This window comes from Planctomycetaceae bacterium, assembly GCA_041398785.1.
In the GTDB taxonomy this organism is placed as follows: Bacteria; Planctomycetota; Planctomycetia; order Planctomycetales; family Planctomycetaceae; genus JAWKUA01.
Genome location: JAWKUA010000005.1, coordinates 161,348 through 179,679, shown reverse-complemented (window position 1 = coordinate 179,679; position 18,332 = coordinate 161,348). Strand labels below are relative to the sequence as shown.

Annotated in this window: 17 protein-coding genes and 1 pseudogene; 11 read left to right on the top strand and 7 right to left on the bottom strand. The window is 58.4% G+C overall.

What is annotated here, in order from left to right; all coding sequences use genetic code 11:
* The first annotated feature begins 36 nt into the window (after positions 1 to 36).
* Positions 37 to 2,094 (top strand): excinuclease ABC subunit UvrB, encoded by a 2,058-nt coding sequence (gene uvrB, locus R3C19_07775; GenBank protein ID MEZ6060242.1) that lies wholly within the window; start codon positions 37 to 39, stop codon positions 2,092 to 2,094.
* A gap of 28 nt (positions 2,095 to 2,122) precedes the next feature.
* On the opposite strand, the gene R3C19_07770 is transcribed toward uvrB, so the two are convergent.
* A complete protein-coding gene (locus R3C19_07770) occupies positions 2,123 to 2,746 on the bottom strand; it encodes a hypothetical protein (protein MEZ6060241.1) in 624 nt (207 codons plus the stop codon).
* 423 nt (positions 2,747 to 3,169) lie between these two features.
* Here R3C19_07770 and R3C19_07765 point away from each other — a divergent pair, with 423 nt between their 5' ends.
* From R3C19_07765 to R3C19_07740, 6 genes are all read left to right on the top strand, one after another.
* The gene (locus tag R3C19_07765) at positions 3,170 to 3,337 is read left to right on the top strand and encodes a hypothetical protein (protein MEZ6060240.1); all 168 of its coding nucleotides are present in this window, start codon (positions 3,170 to 3,172) and stop codon (positions 3,335 to 3,337) included.
* A gap of 22 nt (positions 3,338 to 3,359) precedes the next feature.
* Positions 3,360 to 4,514: a hypothetical protein gene (locus R3C19_07760; GenBank protein MEZ6060239.1), complete on the top strand. Its 1,155-nt coding sequence runs from the start codon at positions 3,360 to 3,362 to the stop codon at positions 4,512 to 4,514.
* Positions 4,478 to 5,506 (top strand): rhomboid family intramembrane serine protease, encoded by a 1,029-nt coding sequence (locus R3C19_07755; protein ID MEZ6060238.1) that lies wholly within the window; start codon positions 4,478 to 4,480, stop codon positions 5,504 to 5,506. Before R3C19_07760 ends, R3C19_07755 begins: the two co-directional genes overlap by 37 nt.
* Positions 5,507 to 5,923: 417 nt before the next feature.
* Positions 5,924 to 6,316: an STAS domain-containing protein gene (locus R3C19_07750; GenBank protein ID MEZ6060237.1), complete on the top strand. Its 393-nt coding sequence runs from the start codon at positions 5,924 to 5,926 to the stop codon at positions 6,314 to 6,316.
* 16 nt (positions 6,317 to 6,332) lie between these two features.
* The gene (locus tag R3C19_07745) at positions 6,333 to 6,482 is read left to right on the top strand and encodes a hypothetical protein (GenBank protein ID MEZ6060236.1); all 150 of its coding nucleotides are present in this window, start codon (positions 6,333 to 6,335) and stop codon (positions 6,480 to 6,482) included.
* The gene (locus tag R3C19_07740) at positions 6,479 to 7,837 is read left to right on the top strand and encodes an aminotransferase class I/II-fold pyridoxal phosphate-dependent enzyme (protein MEZ6060235.1); all 1,359 of its coding nucleotides are present in this window, start codon (positions 6,479 to 6,481) and stop codon (positions 7,835 to 7,837) included. The genes R3C19_07745 and R3C19_07740 overlap by 4 nt, the downstream gene beginning before the upstream one ends.
* A gap of 43 nt (positions 7,838 to 7,880) precedes the next feature.
* Here the strand turns inward: R3C19_07740 and R3C19_07735 are convergent, their stop codons facing one another.
* The 4 genes and pseudogenes from R3C19_07735 to R3C19_07720 form a co-directional block, all read right to left on the bottom strand.
* Positions 7,881 to 8,216 carry a hypothetical protein gene (locus tag R3C19_07735; GenBank protein ID MEZ6060234.1) on the bottom strand — a complete coding sequence of 112 codons (336 nt, stop codon included), beginning with the start codon at positions 8,214 to 8,216 and terminating at the stop codon, positions 7,881 to 7,883.
* Between the two features lie 161 nt (positions 8,217 to 8,377).
* Positions 8,378 to 8,869, bottom strand: a complete 492-nt coding sequence (gene ruvX / locus R3C19_07730; protein ID MEZ6060233.1) for a Holliday junction resolvase RuvX — start codon at positions 8,867 to 8,869, stop codon at positions 8,378 to 8,380.
* Positions 8,859 to 10,601, bottom strand: coding sequence for a thioredoxin-like domain-containing protein (locus tag R3C19_07725; GenBank protein ID MEZ6060232.1), 1,743 nt, complete (start codon positions 10,599 to 10,601; stop codon positions 8,859 to 8,861). Before R3C19_07725 ends, ruvX begins: the two co-directional genes overlap by 11 nt.
* 156 nt (positions 10,602 to 10,757) lie before the next feature.
* Positions 10,758 to 11,060 (bottom strand): annotated as a pseudogene (locus R3C19_07720) (transposase).
* Between the two features lie 483 nt (positions 11,061 to 11,543).
* Between R3C19_07720 and R3C19_07715 the strand changes: the two are divergent.
* Positions 11,544 to 12,335 carry a hypothetical protein gene (locus R3C19_07715; protein ID MEZ6060231.1) on the top strand — a complete coding sequence of 264 codons (792 nt, stop codon included), beginning with the start codon at positions 11,544 to 11,546 and terminating at the stop codon, positions 12,333 to 12,335.
* Positions 12,336 to 12,589: 254 nt separating this feature from the next.
* Here R3C19_07715 and R3C19_07710 read toward each other — a convergent pair whose 3' ends face one another.
* Positions 12,590 to 12,781, bottom strand: a complete 192-nt coding sequence (locus tag R3C19_07710) for a hypothetical protein (GenBank protein MEZ6060230.1) — start codon at positions 12,779 to 12,781, stop codon at positions 12,590 to 12,592.
* A 192-nt stretch (positions 12,782 to 12,973) separates the two neighbouring features.
* Between R3C19_07710 and R3C19_07705 the strand changes: the two genes are divergently transcribed.
* The gene (locus R3C19_07705; protein MEZ6060229.1) at positions 12,974 to 13,588 is read left to right on the top strand and encodes a peroxiredoxin family protein; all 615 of its coding nucleotides are present in this window, start codon (positions 12,974 to 12,976) and stop codon (positions 13,586 to 13,588) included.
* A gap of 63 nt (positions 13,589 to 13,651) precedes the next feature.
* Positions 13,652 to 15,034 carry a PQQ-binding-like beta-propeller repeat protein gene (locus tag R3C19_07700; protein ID MEZ6060228.1) on the top strand — a complete coding sequence of 461 codons (1,383 nt, stop codon included), beginning with the start codon at positions 13,652 to 13,654 and terminating at the stop codon, positions 15,032 to 15,034.
* A 132-nt stretch (positions 15,035 to 15,166) separates the two neighbouring features.
* On the opposite strand, the gene R3C19_07695 is transcribed toward R3C19_07700, so the two are convergent.
* Positions 15,167 to 15,700 (bottom strand): TetR/AcrR family transcriptional regulator, encoded by a 534-nt coding sequence (locus R3C19_07695; protein ID MEZ6060227.1) that lies wholly within the window; start codon positions 15,698 to 15,700, stop codon positions 15,167 to 15,169.
* 240 nt (positions 15,701 to 15,940) lie between these two features.
* On the opposite strand from R3C19_07695, the gene R3C19_07690 reads away from it, so the two are divergent.
* A complete protein-coding gene (locus tag R3C19_07690; GenBank protein MEZ6060226.1) occupies positions 15,941 to 18,178 on the top strand; it encodes a glycoside hydrolase family 127 protein in 2,238 nt (745 codons plus the stop codon).
* The last annotated feature ends 154 nt before the right edge of the window (positions 18,179 to 18,332 follow it).

Sequence of the window (18,332 nt, the reverse complement as noted above, 5' to 3'; positions counted from 1 at the left end):
CCGAGCCGTGTTGTACCATCAGGTTTCCGTCAGAACATGTCTCAGAAGTTTGAAATCGCCAGCGAGTTTGCTCCGGCGGGAGACCAGCCCAAAGCCATCGAATCGCTGGTGCGCGGCATTCGCGAGGGCAAGCACACTCAGGTACTGCTGGGCGTCACCGGTTCCGGCAAGACGTTCACGATGGCCAACGTAATTCAGCAGGTGCAGAAGCCCACGCTGGTGCTGTCACACAACAAGACGCTGGCGGCTCAGTTGTATTCCGAGTTCCGCGAATTCTTCCCGAACAACGCCGTCACGTACTTCGTCAGCTACTACGACTACTATCAGCCCGAAGCCTACATTCCTCAGCGCGACATCTACATTGAGAAAGACGCGTCGATCAATGAAGAAATCGACCGGCTGCGGCTGCTGGCGACGAGTGCTCTGGTCAGCCGCCGCGACGTGATTGTGGTCGCGACCGTCAGTTGCATTTACGGTCTGGGTTCTCCGAAGGATTACCTGGACATGATGATCCCGCTGCACGTCGGCCAGCAGATCGATCGCGACGCGCTGCTGCTGCGGCTGGTCGACATTCAATACGACCGCAACGACTTCGATCCCGGCCGGGCAAAGTTTCGCGTGAGAGGCGACGTGATTGAATGCTGGCCGGCGTACGAAGAGTTTGCCTATCGCATCGAATTGTGGGGCGACGAAGTGGAGAAGCTGAGCATGATCGATCCGGTGTCGGGCAGGGAATCGGCGTCGCTGAAGGAAATCTACATCTACCCGGCCAAGCACTTCGTTCTGCCGCAAAGCCGCGTCGACAACGCCCTGGACGAAATCCGCGAAGAGCTGGAAACGTCGCTGGAACAGTTTCGGAAGGAAGGCAAACTGCTGGAAGCTCAGCGACTGGCGGCTCGCACGCGCTACGACATGGAACTCATGAAGGAAACCGGTTTCTGTCCGGGCATTGAAAACTACAGCCGTGCTCTGGCAGGCCGGAAACCGGGAGAACCGCCCTACACTCTGTACGATTTCTTTCCCGACGACTTCCTGATGTTCGTCGACGAATCGCACGTCACGATTCCTCAGATCCGGGCGATGCACGCCGGCGACCACGCGCGCAAGACAACCCTGGTCGAGCACGGTTTTCGGATTCCGATGGCGAAGGACAACCGGCCGCTGACGTTCGACGAATGGCGCGCGAAACAAAAGGACCTGATTCTGGTGTCCGCGACTCCGGCCGACTGGGAACTGGAACAGACGCACGGCGAAGTCGTCGAACAGGTCATTCGTCCGACCGGTCTGGTCGATCCGGCAATTCGCATCGAACCCGCTCGCGGCCAGGTGCCTCACCTGCTGGGCGCCATTCGTCAGCGGGCCGAAATCGGTGAGCGAACTCTGGTCACGACACTGACGAAACGACTTGCCGAAGATCTGGTCGGCTATATGAAGGAAGAAGGCATCCGCTGCGAATGGCTGCACAGCGAACTGGATGCGATTGAACGAGTCGAAATTCTGCGTGAACTGCGCGAAGGCGTTCACGACGCCGTCGTGGGAGTCAACCTGCTGCGGGAAGGTCTGGACCTGCCCGAAGTTTCGCTGGTGGCGATTCTGGACGCCGACAAGGAAGGCTTTCTGCGCAGCGAAACCAGTCTGATTCAGACAATCGGCCGTTCCGCGCGCAACGTCAACGCCGAAGTCATTTTGTACGCCGACAGTGTCACGGACAGCATGCAGCGCGCGATCGACGAAACGGAACGACGCCGCAGAATTCAGATCGCCTACAACGAAGCTCACGGAATCACGCCGGAAACAATTCGCAAAGCAATCCGCAAAGGGATCGAAGAAGAAATCGCTGCTCGCAGAGTCGAACGCGAATCGGCCGGGATTTCCAACGAGGAACAGTTCGTGACGGAAGAATTCATACGCGAACTGGAAGCCGAAATGCTGGCGGCCGCCGAACAACTCGATTTCGAACGAGCGGCTCAGTTGCGAGACCGAGTTCACCAGTTGAAGCAAAAACTGGGGCAGCCCGTCCCGGACGACCCGGGCAGCAAAGCCGCCGGCTTCGCGAAAAAGGGCCGACGAAAATCGAAGTCGCGGCGCCGGTAAACGCTGCCGCGTATGCGATTGGCACCGCTCAGGCGCCGCTGTCCGGGGTGCTGCCCATCGAGGCGATCATGGCTTCGCCGCCTTCGAGCTGCGATTCGCGGGCGTATTTTTCCACCATGTGTTTGGCGAGTTCGATGCACGCCTTTTTGGTGTCGCGAAGTCCGGAGCGGGATGACATCCGGTCCTGCATGGTCGCGACGGAACCGCCGTTCTGGATCACGCAGGCTTCGGTCACAGCCATCCGGCAGTTGCCTTCGTTGCAGCGGTGCAGCCAGTTGTGCAGCAGTTTCCACAGCTTTGCGTCACCCGGCGTATCGAAGGCTCCCGAATCGATCACGGATGCCAGCGTGGCGTTGCGAAACCGGGGCAGCATCATCACCTTCGTGTCGGTTCTGTCCGACAGAGTTTCGACGTCTTTCAGCACGCACAGGTTTTCGTAGATTTCCCGTGCGAGTGCCCGCAGCAGTCGATGACGCTGTTCGCGCTGGCCGACGAAGCGGTCCATGCACAACGTGGTCAGTGCCGCGATCAGCAGCAGCGACGAAATCGCCGGCGGAAATTCAAATGTCGTGCTGGCGGACATCCACGCCACTGACATGATCAGCGCGAACATCAGCAGCAGGAAAACAACCGGAAAGCTAATTCGCCGCATGGATGAACTCTCCCGCGCGTCCGGACGGCGGACGCGTGACTCAAGGCTGATCGCCGCTTCCGTCGACGCGAAGTCAGCCCGCGAAAATTCTGGTGTCAGGCTTGAAGCTTAGTTCACTTTCTCCACAGCGCACGTGACAATTTTTCTATCGGCAATCACCCCGTCTTCAGGGAAAACATCCTGAAAAACGGTGTCGGAATCTCCCCGAAGCAAACGTTCACCGCCTGCGACATCGATCGACCGGCAGAATCTGCGCGTCGCGTTGGCGTTCGGGATATCAGTTGTGCCGTGAATTCCGAAGAAGCCGGTTCTGCGGATGAAACCGATGGCAGTGACCCTTCCACCGGCTTTCTTCTTGACGGCCGTTTTTTTGCGGCTTTACGATGTCTGCACCGACATAGCCGGTGACGGGGAGTCATCGGAATGGTTAAGCTGGAGAACCCGGTTTGCGGCCGATCCGTGGAATGCGGTGTCGATCGTCGCCAGCCGTACTTCCGCGGAAGTTTTCTGTCGATGTACGTCGATGGTCTGAACGGGCAGCGACGGCATTCGCCTGCGCACGTTTACGCTCGAAAACAACTGGCCCGATAAGGTCAGTTTTCGGAGACGTTGAATGAGTACTATCGGAAAAATCTGCCTGGTTCTCACGCTGCTGTTGCTGCTGATAACGGTAGCACCGATTCCGTCGCCGTACGGAGGCTGGGCCCCATCGCTGCTGGTGATTCACAACCAGTGGGCGACCAAACTGCGCGAAGCGGAAAAGAAGAACCGGGACGACATCGACGCTCACAATAAGGCGAGCATCGAATTGCAGGAAGCCGCCGCGGAACTCGGCCGGCTGCAGCTCGGCTGGGACCGCATCTGGGAGATCACCGGAGCGGAAGGAAATAACGTCGGCGTGAACGTGCTGGACAACGGCGGACGAATCGTGCTGAACGGTATCGGAAGCGACAACGGGCTGAAGAAACGCAGCCTCAATGACCCGTCGGGACAGGCAAAGGATGTGGCTCCCGTGGTGCATGTGTTTCGCGCGCTGGCGGAAACCGGCTACACCTACGTCGGCGAATACATTGCCGACCCGAATCAGATCGCTCCCAACAGTGCCGTACTATTCGCGACTCGAACACCGACTCCCGGAGAACCTCAGCCGTGGATGCAAAGCCAGGGAGCCTGGCGGTTTCGCACCATGATTCCCACGGCTCCGCGAAGTTCGATGGACGAACTGCATCGCCGCATCACGCGTGTGTTTGACTTCTATCGCGAAACCGTCGCGAACATCGAACAGCAGCGAGTCAATCTGGACGCCGCGCGGGCTCAACTGGATATCCGCAAGCGCGAATTGCTGGGCAATCCCGACGCCACTCCCATCGAAGGGCGACCGGAATTCACCGATGGACTGCTGAAGGCGATTGACGACCAGGAAACCCTGCGCAACAACATTCAGTGGGACGTGGACAACCTTCGGCGAGGCATCAGGCAGCTCAGCGAAGAACGTGACCAACTGATCCAGGAACTCAACCGGCTGACGGAAGACCTGCCCGGCGAAACCTACGACCAGACTCCTCTGGCCGCGCTTGCCGCCGGTCACCGTCCAGTAGCCGAAAGGTCCCCGGTTCGAAGCGCGGGCCGAGCGTTTTTCTGCTCACGCGGCACGTTGCGGTTCGAACCTGTCGCTGCGGCGGCGACGGTGGAATTCGGCACCTGTCGACGGCCGAACACCCGCCGTCTACAATGGCATCGTTCAGCGAATTCGAAGCCAATCCGCTGACCGCCGACACGCATACGACGGCTTCTGAACGGATTTCGACTTCACGGGTGAAGCTGCTGATGGGACTGGATAACCGCGACTATCTGCGCGACGAAAGCGTCTACGACGACGGTTACGGGCAGCCGGAACCACGCACGCAAATGAGCATGGTGGTCAGAATCGTTGTCGCGACGGTTGTGGTCTTTGTCCTGCAGGTGTTTCTGACCCGAAACGGCGAATCACTGGTCACCAACTGGCTGGCGCTGACACCGGACGACTTGTTCCGCGGACAGATCTGGCGGCTGTTGACGTATGCGTTCTGTCACAGTCGGCAGGACGTGCTGCACATCCTGTTCAACATGTACATTCTCTGGATGCTTGGCCGTGAAGTTTCCCGGCTGACCGGGGAGAAGGAGTTTCTGTTCTTCTACCTGGCGTCGGCGATCTTCGCCGGAATTGTCTCGGTGTGCTTCTATCAGTTGATGGGACTGCCGGCGACAATCATCGGAGCATCCGGTGCGGTAATGGCCGTGTTTCTGCTGTTTGCGATGCATTATCCCCGGCAGAAGCTGTTTCTGTTCGGCGTATTGGGCATCGAAGTCCGCTGGCTGCTGGCCGCTTTTGTGGCGTTCGACGCGCTGCCGGTTGTTGTCACCATTCTGCAGGGAAGCGAAGCCGCCATCCGAAACGCCGCCGAACAGGCACGGAACGGAAAAGCGATGACCGCCAATTCCGCTCACCTTGGCGGACTGCTGTTCGGCTATCTCTACTTCCGCTGGAACATGCGGCTGACTCGCTGGTGGGATAATGTCTCCGGCCGAGCCGCCGGGATGAAACGCCCAAAGTCCAGCCTGAAGGTCTACAATCCCGTCACTCAGCCCGAACCGGATCTGTCGGACCGTGTCGATGAGATTCTGGACAAGATCAGTCGCGAAGGCGAAGCCAGCCTGACGTCCCGCGAACGCAGGATCCTGACTCAGGCCAGCGAACAGCTTAAGAAAAGCAAACGCTGATCGCGGGGCACGGCCGGTTCTGTCCGGAATCCTGGCGGATTTCTCTGCTGCGAAGCGCCCGTGTCATCCAGCTCCGATCGATCTCGGTCGATTTGAAATCGCCTTGCATTTGCTGCGGCTGGCGGGGTTCCGTCGTCGGTCTCGATAAGCAAAGTGGCTGAGAAAAGATCAGTTCCGCGCCAGGCCCTGTCCCCGATTTTTCTGCCAAACGCAGAACAACCTGCGTCTCCCGCTGTGCGGGCGAGGGAACAAGGCGTGACTGTCGTGGAGAAAATGAACGCCGTGGCATTCAATCTGTGACTGACAGATCAGGTGGTCTGTCGACCGCGGGTTGGTCGAGCTGTGCATTTTTCCGAATCAGGATTCTTCACTTTGCTGCAGTTCACCCCGGCGCCCGATGTGATGGAAGTTACTGTGTTGACAACAAACCGTGCTTTCCAATTTGAACGTCATGAACGAATCCTGATTGTGGTTCCGTCGCGGGAACTGATGCAGTTTCGGGATTCGGACATCAGAGACGCGTACAACGACGCTTACCGGCTGATCGATTCTTCCGACTACGATCACCTGCTGATCGACTTCAGCGAGCTGGATCATTTCGGCTCCACGTTTGTCGGCATTCTGATTCGCCTGGCCAAAAAGGTTCGGCTGAACGGCGGTGAAGCGGCGCTTTGCAACCTGAATGACAATCTGCGGGAGATGCTGAAGACACTGATGCTTCTGGAAAACACGAAGACGGATTTTTTCTGGACACCGTTTGAGTCTCGGGAGGCTGCCGTTCAAATACTGCTGAAACCGACTTCAGAATAATCAATCCGGTGCAGCAGTGACCGAACCAGCATCCAGCGTTTCGCCTGCGGAACGCATCCGCCAGGCGTTCAGCCCCGACACATTTCACGCGCTGGCGCAGGCATGGCAGCAGTTGCTGACCGATCATCTGCGGACTCTGCGAGACGGGCCGCCGGTCCGGTATTGAACTGGGCGTCTCCACCGGAACTGATTGCACGGGCGGAATCGTTCCTGCCTCCGCCGGAAGGGACCCTCGGCGAACAACCGGACGTCGTCGGCCGCTTCCGTGACCTGGTCGCGCAGATGCTGCGTTCCGGACAGAACCTGCATCATCCGCGTTATCTGGGTCACCAGGTTCCCGCCAGCGTCCCGATCGCCGCGCTGTTTGATGCCGTCGGAGCAGTAACGAATCAGGTGATGGCGGTGTTCGAAATGGGCCCGTGGGCGACCGCGGTTGAGTTCGCGTTGCTGAACCGCCTGTGCCGCTTTGTCGGCTGGGATTCGGAACAGGCCGGCGGGCTGCTGACTCACGGTGGGTCGCTGGCCAACCTGACTGCTCTGCTGACGGCTCGCAATGTGACGTTCCCGGATTGCTGGGAAAGCGGCGTGCCGACCGATGCCGTGCTGGTGGCCCACTCGGACGCTCACTACAGCGTGACCCGCTCGGCGGGAGTGCTCGGTCTGGGCACTCGTCAGGTCGTTTCAACCGCCATCGACGATCGCCGGCGGATGGATCCCGAATCCCTGGACAGGCTGCTGGCAAAGCTGGCTCGCGAAGGACGGCGCGTGATGGCGGTTACGGCCTGCGCCTGCGCGACACCGATCGGCGCTTTCGATCCGCTGGACGACGTTGCGGACGTCTGCCAGCGGCACCGTGTCTGGCTGCACGTCGACGCGGCACACGGAGGAGCCGTCCTGATGAGCCGCCGGCATCGACACCTGCTGACCGGCCTTGAACGCGCCGATAGTGTCGTCTGGGACGCTCACAAGATGCTGTTCGTTCCGGCGCTGTGTACGGCCGTGTTGTATCGTCAGCAGTCGCACCGGTTCGAGACGTTTCGGCAGAACGCTCCGTACCTGTTTGATCCGTCCGCACCGGGGATGGCTGCGTTCGACAGCGGCACGGCGACGATGGAATGCACCAAGCGAGCCACCGGGTTCGGACTGTGGGGGCTGTGGTCGCTGCTTGGTGAGCCGTTGTTTGAAGCGATGGTCGACCGTGTTTTTGAACTCGCCGCAACGCTGCACGGAATGCTGAACGATGCGGAAGACTTTGAAACGCTGCACGTGCCGGAATGCAACATCGTCGCGTTCCGCCATCTTCCGGCGGCTGTTCGGAATGCCGCTCCCGCAACGATCGACACGTTTCAGCGACAGTTGCGAACGTCGCTGATTCAATCCGGAGCATTCTACATCGTCCAGACGCAACTGGACGGGAAGGCTGCACTGCGAGCGTGCGTGATGAATCCCACAACGACGGAAGACGACCTGTCGGCGCTGCTGGATGCGATCCGACACGAAGGGAAGTCGCTGACTTCTTAGGCGAGCGGCAGATGAGCTGTTACCTGTCCGCAAGCCGCACGCCTTAGTTCTGCGACGCCGCCACCTGTTCGTTCTCAACGCGGGCTGCCAGCGCGGAAAATCGCGAGCGATACATCAGCCGCTGCAGAAAACTGGCGCGCTTCAGCAGCGGGTCGCCGGGCTTGATGTGATGCCGCTTGCCGCGGCGAGTTTCGGCGATCACCGTTCCATCGCTCAGAACATCGCGGACGATCCAGAATTTATCGACGGTATAGCTGTAGGTGTCACCGTTTCTCGCCGGCTGAACGTCCGATGCGCGCGGACCAGGAGTCGTGCTGTGCTTGGTCTTGTGATAGATGACCAGGTCGCCGGGTTGAAAGTGAGTCTGCGTTACCATCATTCCAGATCTTCCCTGAGAACAAGATACGAAGAGCAGCAAGACACCTGCTCAAGTCAGTGATTCTTGGTCAGAATTCGCAGTAAGGCAATACGGATATTGATTTGCAAATGAGAATTTGACAATTGCTGTTTCCGGCGATGGGCATGCCGATGCCCGTGCCGTCAGCTCCGCGGGGCCGGATGATACGACTCCAGCGGCTGCTGCGGCTGTTCTCTTGCATCCAGCCAGGCCTGCAGCAGCAGTTGAGCGGCCAGCTTGTCAATTCTGGCCTTGCGCTGCTTCTTCGTCAGTTCGGCCTGAAGCAGCATCGACTCCGCTTCGGCACTGGTGAACCGTTCGTCCTGAAAGGCAACGGGTAGCCGCGTGACCTTTGACAGCCATGACGCGAAACGTCTGGCCTCGCGCGACTTCTCACTTTCGTCGCCGCTGAGGTGAACCGGCAGGCCCACGATCAGACCCACAGCTTCGTATTCTTCGGCCAGCTTGCGGAAGAAATGTTCGTCCGCCTGGGCTCCGTTGCGCTGGTAGTTGTGCAGCGGCGACGCCAGCTTTTGGAACAAATCGCTGACGGCGACTCCCACGCGTTTCGTGCCGTAGTCGATGCCAAACAACCGCCCCTTCTTCGGCATCGAGGAAGACGGTTCAGTTGCCATCGTTCGCCTTTTCCGGCTTCTGCTCCGAGACCGCCGCCGGCGGCATCAGGCCGTCGATCGACAGGACGGTCATTTCGGCTGTAGCAGGATCCGCAACACAGATCCTGTGATTGTTGGTATCGGCGATGTAAAGCCGGCCGCCCGCGACGCTCAGCCCGGCAGGCTCATCCAACTGCGGCGGAGCCAGTCCGGAACCCGGTTTCCCCGTGCCCAGCCACGAAGTAACTTCGGCCGAATTCAGGTTGACGCGGCGAATCCGGTGGTTGTACGAATCGGCCACGTACAGCGAACCTTCCAGAACGCCGACGCCCAGCGGATGCTGAAACCTGGCCGCGTCACCGACTCCATCAACGTCGCCGAACGCAAACAGGGACTGACCGGACGGCAATTCCGACGTTCCCGCCAGCGTGGTGACCAGACCGTCATTGGCAACCGGCACGCGGCGAATGGCCGATCCTTCACTGTCGGCGACGAAGAACGATGCGCCGTCAGGAGAAACAGCAAGACCGGACGGTTGCGCGAATGCGGACGTCAGCAGCGGGCCATTGGTGACGTTTTCGCGACCGCTACCCGCGTGGATGCGGATCCGGTCGGAGCCTCGTTCGTGAGCCCAGATTTGATGTGGCCCCGCCATAGCAATGAACAGCGTGCCGCCGATGTCGCACACGTCCCACGGACTGTTCAACGCCGTCAGAGCCAGGCTGCCGTCGATCGCTCCCACTCGGCCCTGCTTTCCGGTTCCGGCCAGCGTGCTTACGGTCATCGCATCCAGATCGATCGATCGCAGCAGGTGGTTTTCCGTATCGGCCACATACAGCGTGGATTCGACCAGGCACATTCCCTGCGGACGACTGAACTGTGCTTCTTCGAAGGCACCATTCGCGGCACCGATCTCACCGGTTCCGATAACGTGCTTCAGTGATCCGTTCAGGTCGGTCACCACGATGCGATTGTGGTTGCTGTCACTGATGAACAGCCGGTCCGAAGTCTCATCCGCCAGGACCTTTCCCGGATAGCGCAGCGGCGTGTCTTCGACGCGACCGGCTTCCAGATCGAATGCCAGCGGCTTTTCGTTCAGCGTTCCCTTCGCGCGGTGATAGGCGACCAGCTTTCCAATCACCTGATCGAACAGTTCGCGATGACCTTCGCCGCCCTGCGAACCGATGTAACGTCCTTCGGCGTCCACCAGAGCCAGCGTCGGCCAGGCTCGCACGCCAAACTTCTGCCACACCGCCATGTCGCTGTCGTTGATGACGGGATGACGGATTTCGTATCGCAGGATGGCGTTGCGGATGTTGTCGGAGTCCTTCTCGTTGTCGAACTTTGCGGAATGCACACCGATGACCACCAGCTCGTTGGGATATTTCTCTTCCAGAAACTTCAGGTCGGGCAGAACGTGCATGCAGTTGATACAGCAATACGTCCAGAAATCCAGCAGCACGATTTTCCCCCGCAGTTCCTTCATCGTCAGCGGCTTCGACGTATTCAGCCATCCGGATCCGCCTTCCAGGATCCCATCCGGCACGACGACCGCATCCGGCGCCGGGTCAACGGTAGTGGAATCGTCGGCGCTGTCATCGGCATCGGTTGCCGGCTCGACGGTCGCTGACTTATTGTCGGAGCCGGTATCGGACGATTCGTCTCCCGAAGCGAACGGCGACAGAAAGCAAATCGCGAACAGCAGCAATCGCGCGGCACGCAGCCTCACATTTGGGCACAAAACAAATCGCATGACAGGAAGACTCGCGAAGGTAAGACTCGGGAAGGAAATCGGGCGGGAGGCGCCATCGCACGGGTTAGGCGCAGACTGCAATCTTACGTGGTGAAGGCGTGGTGTCGCCACCGTCTCAGCAGTCCTGCCGGCGCACTTGCCGCGAATTCAGCCTCGTCAGCAGAATCTGTGGGTGGATTCGGGCTCGGGGAGCTTTCCCAGCTGGTGATACAGGGCGGTTTCGCTGGTTTCGAAGGATTTGAAACCGTAGGCCTTTTTCATCGCCAGTTTGGCCTTGCCGTTTACACCTTCCACACAGCCGCCGCTGAGTTCGCCTTTGGCTCGAAACCAGTTCAGTAACAATTCCCGGTGGCCTCGCAGAGCCTTCGCCATCTGTTTCATCGGTTCGATCTTTGACCGCATAGCCCGCATGCACCATTCGTCCGGAAACTTTCCCGCCGAGGCCGGACTGCGGTATTCCCAGAATCGCTGCCCCTGTTGTGTTTATCGGGGGGCTCCTCGCATCAAATAGGCGCGCACGCTGCGAAGATTGTCCTTCAGCTTGACGGTCTGTTTGTCCGTCAGGTTCTCGCGGCGTGCGGAAGTGTGACGTCCGGAACGCTGATCGCATTGCGCGGGTCGCCGCGTCTGCTGCTTCCAACCAGCAGGCGCACCTTTAATCCGTTACCTTGCGTCGGTTGCCGATCAAACCGACGAAATGGCACCGGCGTGAGTTTTTCGTGAGGCTTACCCAAAATGGATCTTCGAGGAGTTCATCATGAGACAGTTGTCTATCGTTGCAGTGGTCGCGGGATTGATTTTCCCTGCCCTCGTCACTGCCGCCGAACCCCGGTTCGTTAAAGCCTGGGGCGAAAAAGGAACAGAAGACGGCCAATTTAACTTCTGCATTGGCGTCACTCTGCATCGCGAGCGCTCTATGTCACAGACCATTACAACAACCGCGTGCAGAAGTTCGACTTTAACGGCACGCATCTCGCCACGATTCCGGTGATTGCCAATCCCGGAGGCATTACAGCAGATGAGGACGGGCTGCTGTATATCTCTCATTTCCCGGCTGGCGGCAGCGATTCCGTGAAGTCCGGAGACTGCATCTCGGTCTACGATTCTACAGGAAAACTCCTCCGGAAATTCGGTCGCTCGGGGAGTGGAGATGGGGAGTTGAGTTGGCCTGGCGGCGTAGCGATCGGGCCGGACGGCCATGTCTACGTCGCCGATCAGACGAATCGCCGAGTGCAGGTCTTTGATAAAGACGGCCGTTTTCTGGCGAAGTTTGGTGAGTACGGCACGGAGCCCGGTCAATTCGGTGGAACGACGAATCCGCAGTCGCGAGTCGGTGGGCCACAGTTTCTCACCTTCGATCACGACGGGAACCTTTACACGACGGAAGGGATGGTCTGCCGTGTTCAGAAGCTAACGAAAGCAGGTGTGCCGCTGCTGCAGTGGGGCACGAACAAAGACGCGCCGGGCCACTTCGGCGGCACTTTCACTGGATCGTACCTCGAAGGCCCCGTGGGTATCACGGTCGATGCGGATGATCATATCTGGGTCGCTTCGCTGAGCGGCCGAATTCAGCAATTTGACGCCGACGGAAAATATCTCGGCGGCATTCAGACGGGACAGGGAGCCGAAGCGGGCAAGTTTTCTGCGCCGCATGGCATCGCCATTAATCCCCAGGGCGAATTGTTCGTCGTCGATTCATACAACCATCGGATCCAGAAATTCGCGACGAAATGACGGCGAGAAATCTGCGGACGGTTCTTAGCCCGCGACGGGCAAGTCGGCGAAGCTTTCCTGTTCAAGTCGATCTCACAACGGCTGCGCCAGTTCGGCTGGGCGTGACAGAGAGATTTGATTTCAACTTTCACCCCGGTGGGCACGTCTTTGAAAACGAAGCGATCTTTCGCTTCTCCGACAAGCACCTGAAGCCGTTGTGGGACCGGCCCACTTTCAAAATCAACTTGCCGTAGGTATGGAATCGCTGACCGGAATCAGTTTCGGCCAGCATCGTCGTCCCCGATCGGTGTGTCGTATCGCGGGATATTCTTCCAGCGTTTCGGATCGACGCGAGCGCGGGACGTGATTCGCCACGCCTCCAGACTTCGGACGAGGTTGCTGTTCAGAGGGCTGAAACCGCCGGAGGAAAGAACTTCCAGCCATCCCGCGCGAAGATCAATTTGCATTGCGAGCGTGATCCCGATTGCCGACGTTTCCTGCGCCTCGCTTGACGACGACCTGCTGCGAACTCAGAATGCTGATGTATTGGACCGTTCGGTTCAAAACGATCTTGCTCGACCAGGGAAGTGACACTGCGCCTCGGGTTTTCGCCTGATCGAGTTCGTGGACCACAAGCACGGCTATTGGAGGTCATCCTGATGTCGAGATTTCTCGTTGGACTCACGGTGCTGTTGACGGTTTCGATGGTGCTCGCTTCGCCCGCCATGTCTCAGGAACGTCAGAGAGGGCGTCGATCACAGGCAGTCCCCGGAAAAGAGCCACCTCATCCGCCGAAGGTTGGTGAAGAAGTTCCGGACTTTGAGTTGAATAATCTTAAAGAGCACGTTGTTTCACTGAAGAAGCTGACTGAAAGCGGACCGGTCGTAGTTCTCGTTCTGCGTGGCTGGCCGGGGTACCAGTGTCCGATTTGCAGCCGCCAGGTCGGCGAGTTTCTGACCAAAAAGGATGAGATCCAAAAAGCAGGCGCATCGGTGGTAATGATCTACCCCGGACCGGCTGATCTTCTGGCGGAACACGCAACGGAGTTTCAGGGGACCAGGGACTTCCCTGACAACTTTCACTATGTGACGGATCCGGATTATAAATTTACGAATGCCTGGGGTCTCCGCTGGGAAGCACCGCGCGAAACGGCGTATCCATCGACCTTCGTGATCGGGAAAGATCGCAAAGTGAAGTTCGGCATGACCAGCACCTCCCACGGCGGACGCGCGAGCGCGAATGATGTGCTTGAGGAGTTGGCGAAGCTGAAGTGATTTTTCCTTGACTCATTCTTGAATAGCCCGCCCGTTCGAAGCCTGATGGAGGAACAGATCACCATGTCACGTCAAATTCACCGGGCTCTCTTGCTGGGAGTCATTCTGTTAAGCCTCGAAAGCGATGGTTTCGCCGACTGGCGACGGTTCCGTGGACCGAACGGCTCCGGAATCGCTGAGAACGGTCCGCCTTTACCGGAAACATGGACACTGACCGAGGGGACGAAATGGAAGCTGGAGCTTCCCGGTCGTGGAGTGTCGGGTCCTATTGTTGTCGGAAACAACGTGTTCGTGACTGCGTATAGTGGTTACGGCCGTGATCAAGGACAAATCGAGGATCTCAGGCGACATCTGTTATGCGTGGATGCATCAAGTGGCAAAAAGATCTGGCAGGCTGACATTGATGCCGTGCAGCCTGAAGATCCGTTTTCCGGCGCAGGAGTTCCTTCACACGGATACGCCAGTCATACGCCAACATCTGACGGTGAACGAGTCTACGTCTTCTTTGGTAAGTCGGGTGTTCTGGCGTTTGATCTGCAAGGACACAAGCTCTGGCAGACCAGTGTTGGAACCGGATCCGGTCGCCAGCGCTGGGGTTCGTCCGCAAGTCCCGTCCTCGTAGGCGATCTGGTCGTGATCAATGCGTCTGACGAAGCAGAGTCATTGGTTGCACTCGACGCGAAGACAGGGGACGAGCGGTGGCGAATTTCAGACCCGGCTCTGGCAAACGTGTGGGCCACGCCCGTACTTCTCGATGGCAAACTGATCGCCGCTGTTTCCGGATCAGTTTGGGCAATCAACCCGGCAACGGGAGAGAAACTGTGGTCGGTACCGGGGCCGGGTGGAAATCAGACGAACATCGGTCCGGTGGTTGATGTCGATGGCAAGTTCATTTTTGTGCAGGCATCACGGGACGGTTCCTCCGTCGCGCTGGTTGAAGACGGGCCGAATGCAGAGTCGGTGTGGACATCGACCATTCAAAGCCGCTACTCCAGCCCGCTCGTGGTGGACGGTCATGTCTTCGCGATTAACGGCGACGTCATCACCTGTCTGGACGCCCGCACGGGAGAACGAATCTTCCAGGAGCGCTTGTCGGGAAGCGGCCAGCCGGAGCCGCAGGTCAACCGAGGCGGCGAGGCCAGCCAGGAACGACCTTCCGAAGGTCGCGGACGCTTCGGCGGCAGACGCGGGCGTGGCGGTTCCGGTGGGCGCGGCGGCGGTGGCGACTATCCTTCGCCCGTCATGGCGAATGGCAGAATCTATATCCTGAAGAAGTCGGGCATGGTGCATATCGTTGCGCCGGAACCGGAGTTCCGGATTATTGGATCTGCCGACATGACCGCCGATACCAGCGGCTTCGACTCAACCCCCGCCATCAGCGACGGCAAAATGTTCGTGCGTTCAGAGACCACACTCTATTGCATCGGAAGTAGACTGCATAGGTAAGTAGCCAGCAATCACTTCTGACAAATCAGACCAGCGAGGCCGAGGCAATTGAAGCAGCAAACCCGGCAACAACCCCAACGCCCCGCCGGTCCTGCGCTCGCCCAAAGCCGTCCGTGCTCGTTGGTTTGAGGACTAGCTGTCTTCCACCAGGGAATCAAGAACTTTGCGTACAACCGCACGGGCATCCGTCACAGGCATTCCACCTTTTACCATCGCTCGCACGCCGCTCAAACACGTCAGGAGATATTTGGCCATGACCTTTGGCGAAGGAGTTGTTGCCAGTTCTCCGCTTTGAACGCCTTGCCGTATGGCCGCCTCGAACGCGTTTTGCACTTCTGTCAGAGCGGACCGGACGTCGTCTGAAAATCGCGAGTCGTGTTGGCCAAATTCAATTGCCGAGTTGACGATGAAGCATCCTTTCGGATCTCCCGCTGCCCCATCCTCAACTGCTTCGCCAAAGATGGCTGTGAAGAAGTTGCAGGTCGACGCCGAATCTGCTCGCAACTGCGAAAGGTATTCGACAATCGTATCCTGATAGTGCCTCAAACAAACACGATACAGATCTTCCTTGCTTCGAAATTCCGCATAGAAACTGCTCTTGGACAGCGACATCACACTCAGCAAATCATCCAGCGACGTTGCCGTGAAGCCTCGCTTCCAGAACATGTCAGTCGCCGCGCAAAGGGCGGTACACCTGTCGAATTGTCTCGGTCGGCCAATCATGGCATGAGTATTGGACCGTTTTGTATGTAAGTCAAGACGCTCGACCGCGTATTGGTCCAAAAGGATGGCTCGCTTGCTCCCATCCGTCGATACTGGCTGCCGTTAATGTGTTAAACGCCGACGCGCGGCGATTCCTGTTCGCAAGATACCACAGGTTGTCGACTTTGCTTCGGGACAGCTCAATTGGCGACTCCAATTCGCCTTGCGTGTCGTTTCTTCGATGAGGATGTGTCTGTGAGTTATAAAAAGTACAGCCTCCGGCACATGCCGTTCCCTGTGCCGGGTAAGGTGCGACGCAGGGAACTGATTGCGACTGCTTCTCGGCTGCTGTTGCTTTATTCAATTGCAGTTCTGTTGGTCTGCCATGCGCAGACAGCGTCGGCAGTTGCGGAGGAGCCGGGCCTTCAGAGTCAGAAACGTCGTCAGTTAATTGAGCCAGCTTTCGAAAGGCTGCCGCTGGGAACAGTTCGGCCGCAGGGCTGGCTGCGCGCGCAGCTTCAGGCGCAGCGTGACGGCCTGACTGGTCATCTGGATGAATTCTGGTTGACAAATTCGGTGTGGAAAGGTGGCGACAGCGAGCTCTACCGCGATCAACTGATCGGGGGAACCTGGGGCCGTGGAGCAAAGTTCATGGCCGTGTATCTTGAAGGTCTCGTCGCAACGGGTCTGGTCTTGGACGATGCCGGCCTTAAAGCCAAAGCCCAACCATACGTGGACTGGATTTTGGAAAGTGTGCGCCCTGACGGATGGTTCGGTCTCGACCGTGGCGTTCGTGGCTGGAACCCGGACCATATGACGGAATACAATGCCATTCTGCTGATGATGCTCTGCGACTATTACGAGGTCACGCAGGACTCACGGATCTTACCTCTCATGAAGGGATATTTCCGGTTTCTGGACGCGGCCTACGAAAGCTTTGGACTGTCGCCGCATTGGAACAGCCGGATCAAGGAGCATCTTGCCTCCGCAGTCTGGTACTACCGCCAAACTGGCGATACCGAAGTTCTGCCGCTGATCGACAAGCTGAATGAGAAAAGCTTCAATTGGTCTTTGCACTTCGCTCATTTTCCCTGGACAGATCCGGAAACGCTGCCCACGAACTTTGGTTCGGACGGTAGCACGTCACACGGCTACACGATTGCCAAAGCGATTAAGTATCCGGCCCTGCGGTACGAACTGACTGGAGACCCGTTCTACCGCAGAACGCTGGCGAAGATTCTGGATGTTCTCGACAAGTCCCACGGGCAAATCGGCGGGCGATACGCTGCGGACGAGCACCTGGCCGGCAGGCGTCCGACTCAGGGAACAGAACTGTGCACGATTGTGTTGTTCATGAACTCGCTGGAACGATCGTTTCTCACCTTCGGCGATCCGAGGCTGCTCGATCGGCTTGAGTTGCTGGCGTTCAATGCTCTTCCCGGAGGGATGACGGCAGACTGCTGGGCACATCAGTACGATCAGCAGGCCAACCAGGTTGTCGTCAGCGTTGCCGAACGAGACTGGCAGTCGAACGATCGCACCGCAAATATCTATGGCTTGATGCCGAACTATCCCTGCTGTCTGGTCGGGTTTCACCAGGGATGGCCGCGCTATGTGCAGCAACTGTGGTTGAAGACCCCTGACGGAGGCCTCTGTGCCGCGGCTCTTGGACCTTCGGAAGTGCAAACGCAACTGTCAAACGGGACTTCAGTGACGATCCGTGAATCGACAGAGTATCCCTTCGACGGAGAAATCGATTTCGAGGTGAATCCTTCCAGGCCCGCGGCATTTCCTCTATCGATCCGCGTCCCTGGATGGTCGGCTGGAGCTTCCGTCTCAGTCAACGGCGTCGCGGCACAGGAGAGTCCTGGTGGTGAATTCGTGCGCCTCGAACGGGAATGGCGCGCCGGTGACACGATTCACGTTGAATTGGCGATGCCTTTGCAACTGGAGCAGCGCCCAACGGGGGCTGTCGCTATTCGTCGAGGCCCGCTCTACTTCGCGCTCCGCATGGGAAAGCAATATGAACGAATCACGTTCACGGGCGAGCGCAACGCGATAAGCATTCCATACCAGGGTTCAGTGGATTGGCAGATTTATCCCACAACCGACTGGAATTATGGATTGCTCGTGACCGAACAGTCGCTCCCGGTCGAGGCCGCGGTCGAGCGGCACGCCATCACGGGACTCCCGTTCGCTGATCGAGGCGAGATGGTCTTTTTGGCTGACCGTGGCGAGTATCAGCCATGGGAACACGACGCGCCGGTCATCATCAGCCTGCCGGCGCAACAGATCGCGAACTGGCAATTGAGGAACCACTCGGCGGATGATCCGCCTCAGGGAATCGAGAAATCCGGTGAGCCGATTACGCGCGTGCAACTCGTCCCTTACGGCAGCGCGCGACTGCGAGTGAGCGAATTCCCATTGATTCATGTCAAATGAGTGTTCTGCAAACCATCTGCAGACCGGCGAGCCTCCTGCCCGCGCGATTCGGCAAATTGTCAAATCGTTTGCCGCACAAGGGACCGCACTCTCCATGGGATGGCGAAACGGAAGCACGGCATTCTTCCAGCCATTGAACGCTTCACACGGCAGG

Coding starts and splice junctions, on each gene's coding strand:
- uvrB (MEZ6060242.1), top strand. CDS start 37: ATGTCTCAGAAGTTTGAAATCGCCAGCGAGTTTGCTCCGGCGGGAGAC.
- R3C19_07770 (MEZ6060241.1), bottom strand. CDS start 2,746: ATGCGGCGAATTAGCTTTCCGGTTGTTTTCCTGCTGCTGATGTTCGCG.
- R3C19_07765 (MEZ6060240.1), top strand. CDS start 3,170: ATGGTTAAGCTGGAGAACCCGGTTTGCGGCCGATCCGTGGAATGCGGT.
- R3C19_07760 (MEZ6060239.1), top strand. CDS start 3,360: ATGAGTACTATCGGAAAAATCTGCCTGGTTCTCACGCTGCTGTTGCTG.
- R3C19_07755 (MEZ6060238.1), top strand. CDS start 4,478: ATGGCATCGTTCAGCGAATTCGAAGCCAATCCGCTGACCGCCGACACG.
- R3C19_07735 (MEZ6060234.1), bottom strand. CDS start 8,216: ATGATGGTAACGCAGACTCACTTTCAACCCGGCGACCTGGTCATCTAT.
- ruvX (MEZ6060233.1), bottom strand. CDS start 8,869: ATGGCAACTGAACCGTCTTCCTCGATGCCGAAGAAGGGGCGGTTGTTT.
- R3C19_07725 (MEZ6060232.1), bottom strand. CDS start 10,601: ATGCGATTTGTTTTGTGCCCAAATGTGAGGCTGCGTGCCGCGCGATTG.
- R3C19_07710 (MEZ6060230.1), bottom strand. CDS start 12,781: ATGCAAATTGATCTTCGCGCGGGATGGCTGGAAGTTCTTTCCTCCGGC.
- R3C19_07705 (MEZ6060229.1), top strand. CDS start 12,974: ATGTCGAGATTTCTCGTTGGACTCACGGTGCTGTTGACGGTTTCGATG.
- R3C19_07700 (MEZ6060228.1), top strand. CDS start 13,652: ATGTCACGTCAAATTCACCGGGCTCTCTTGCTGGGAGTCATTCTGTTA.
- R3C19_07695 (MEZ6060227.1), bottom strand. CDS start 15,700: ATGTTCTGGAAGCGAGGCTTCACGGCAACGTCGCTGGATGATTTGCTG.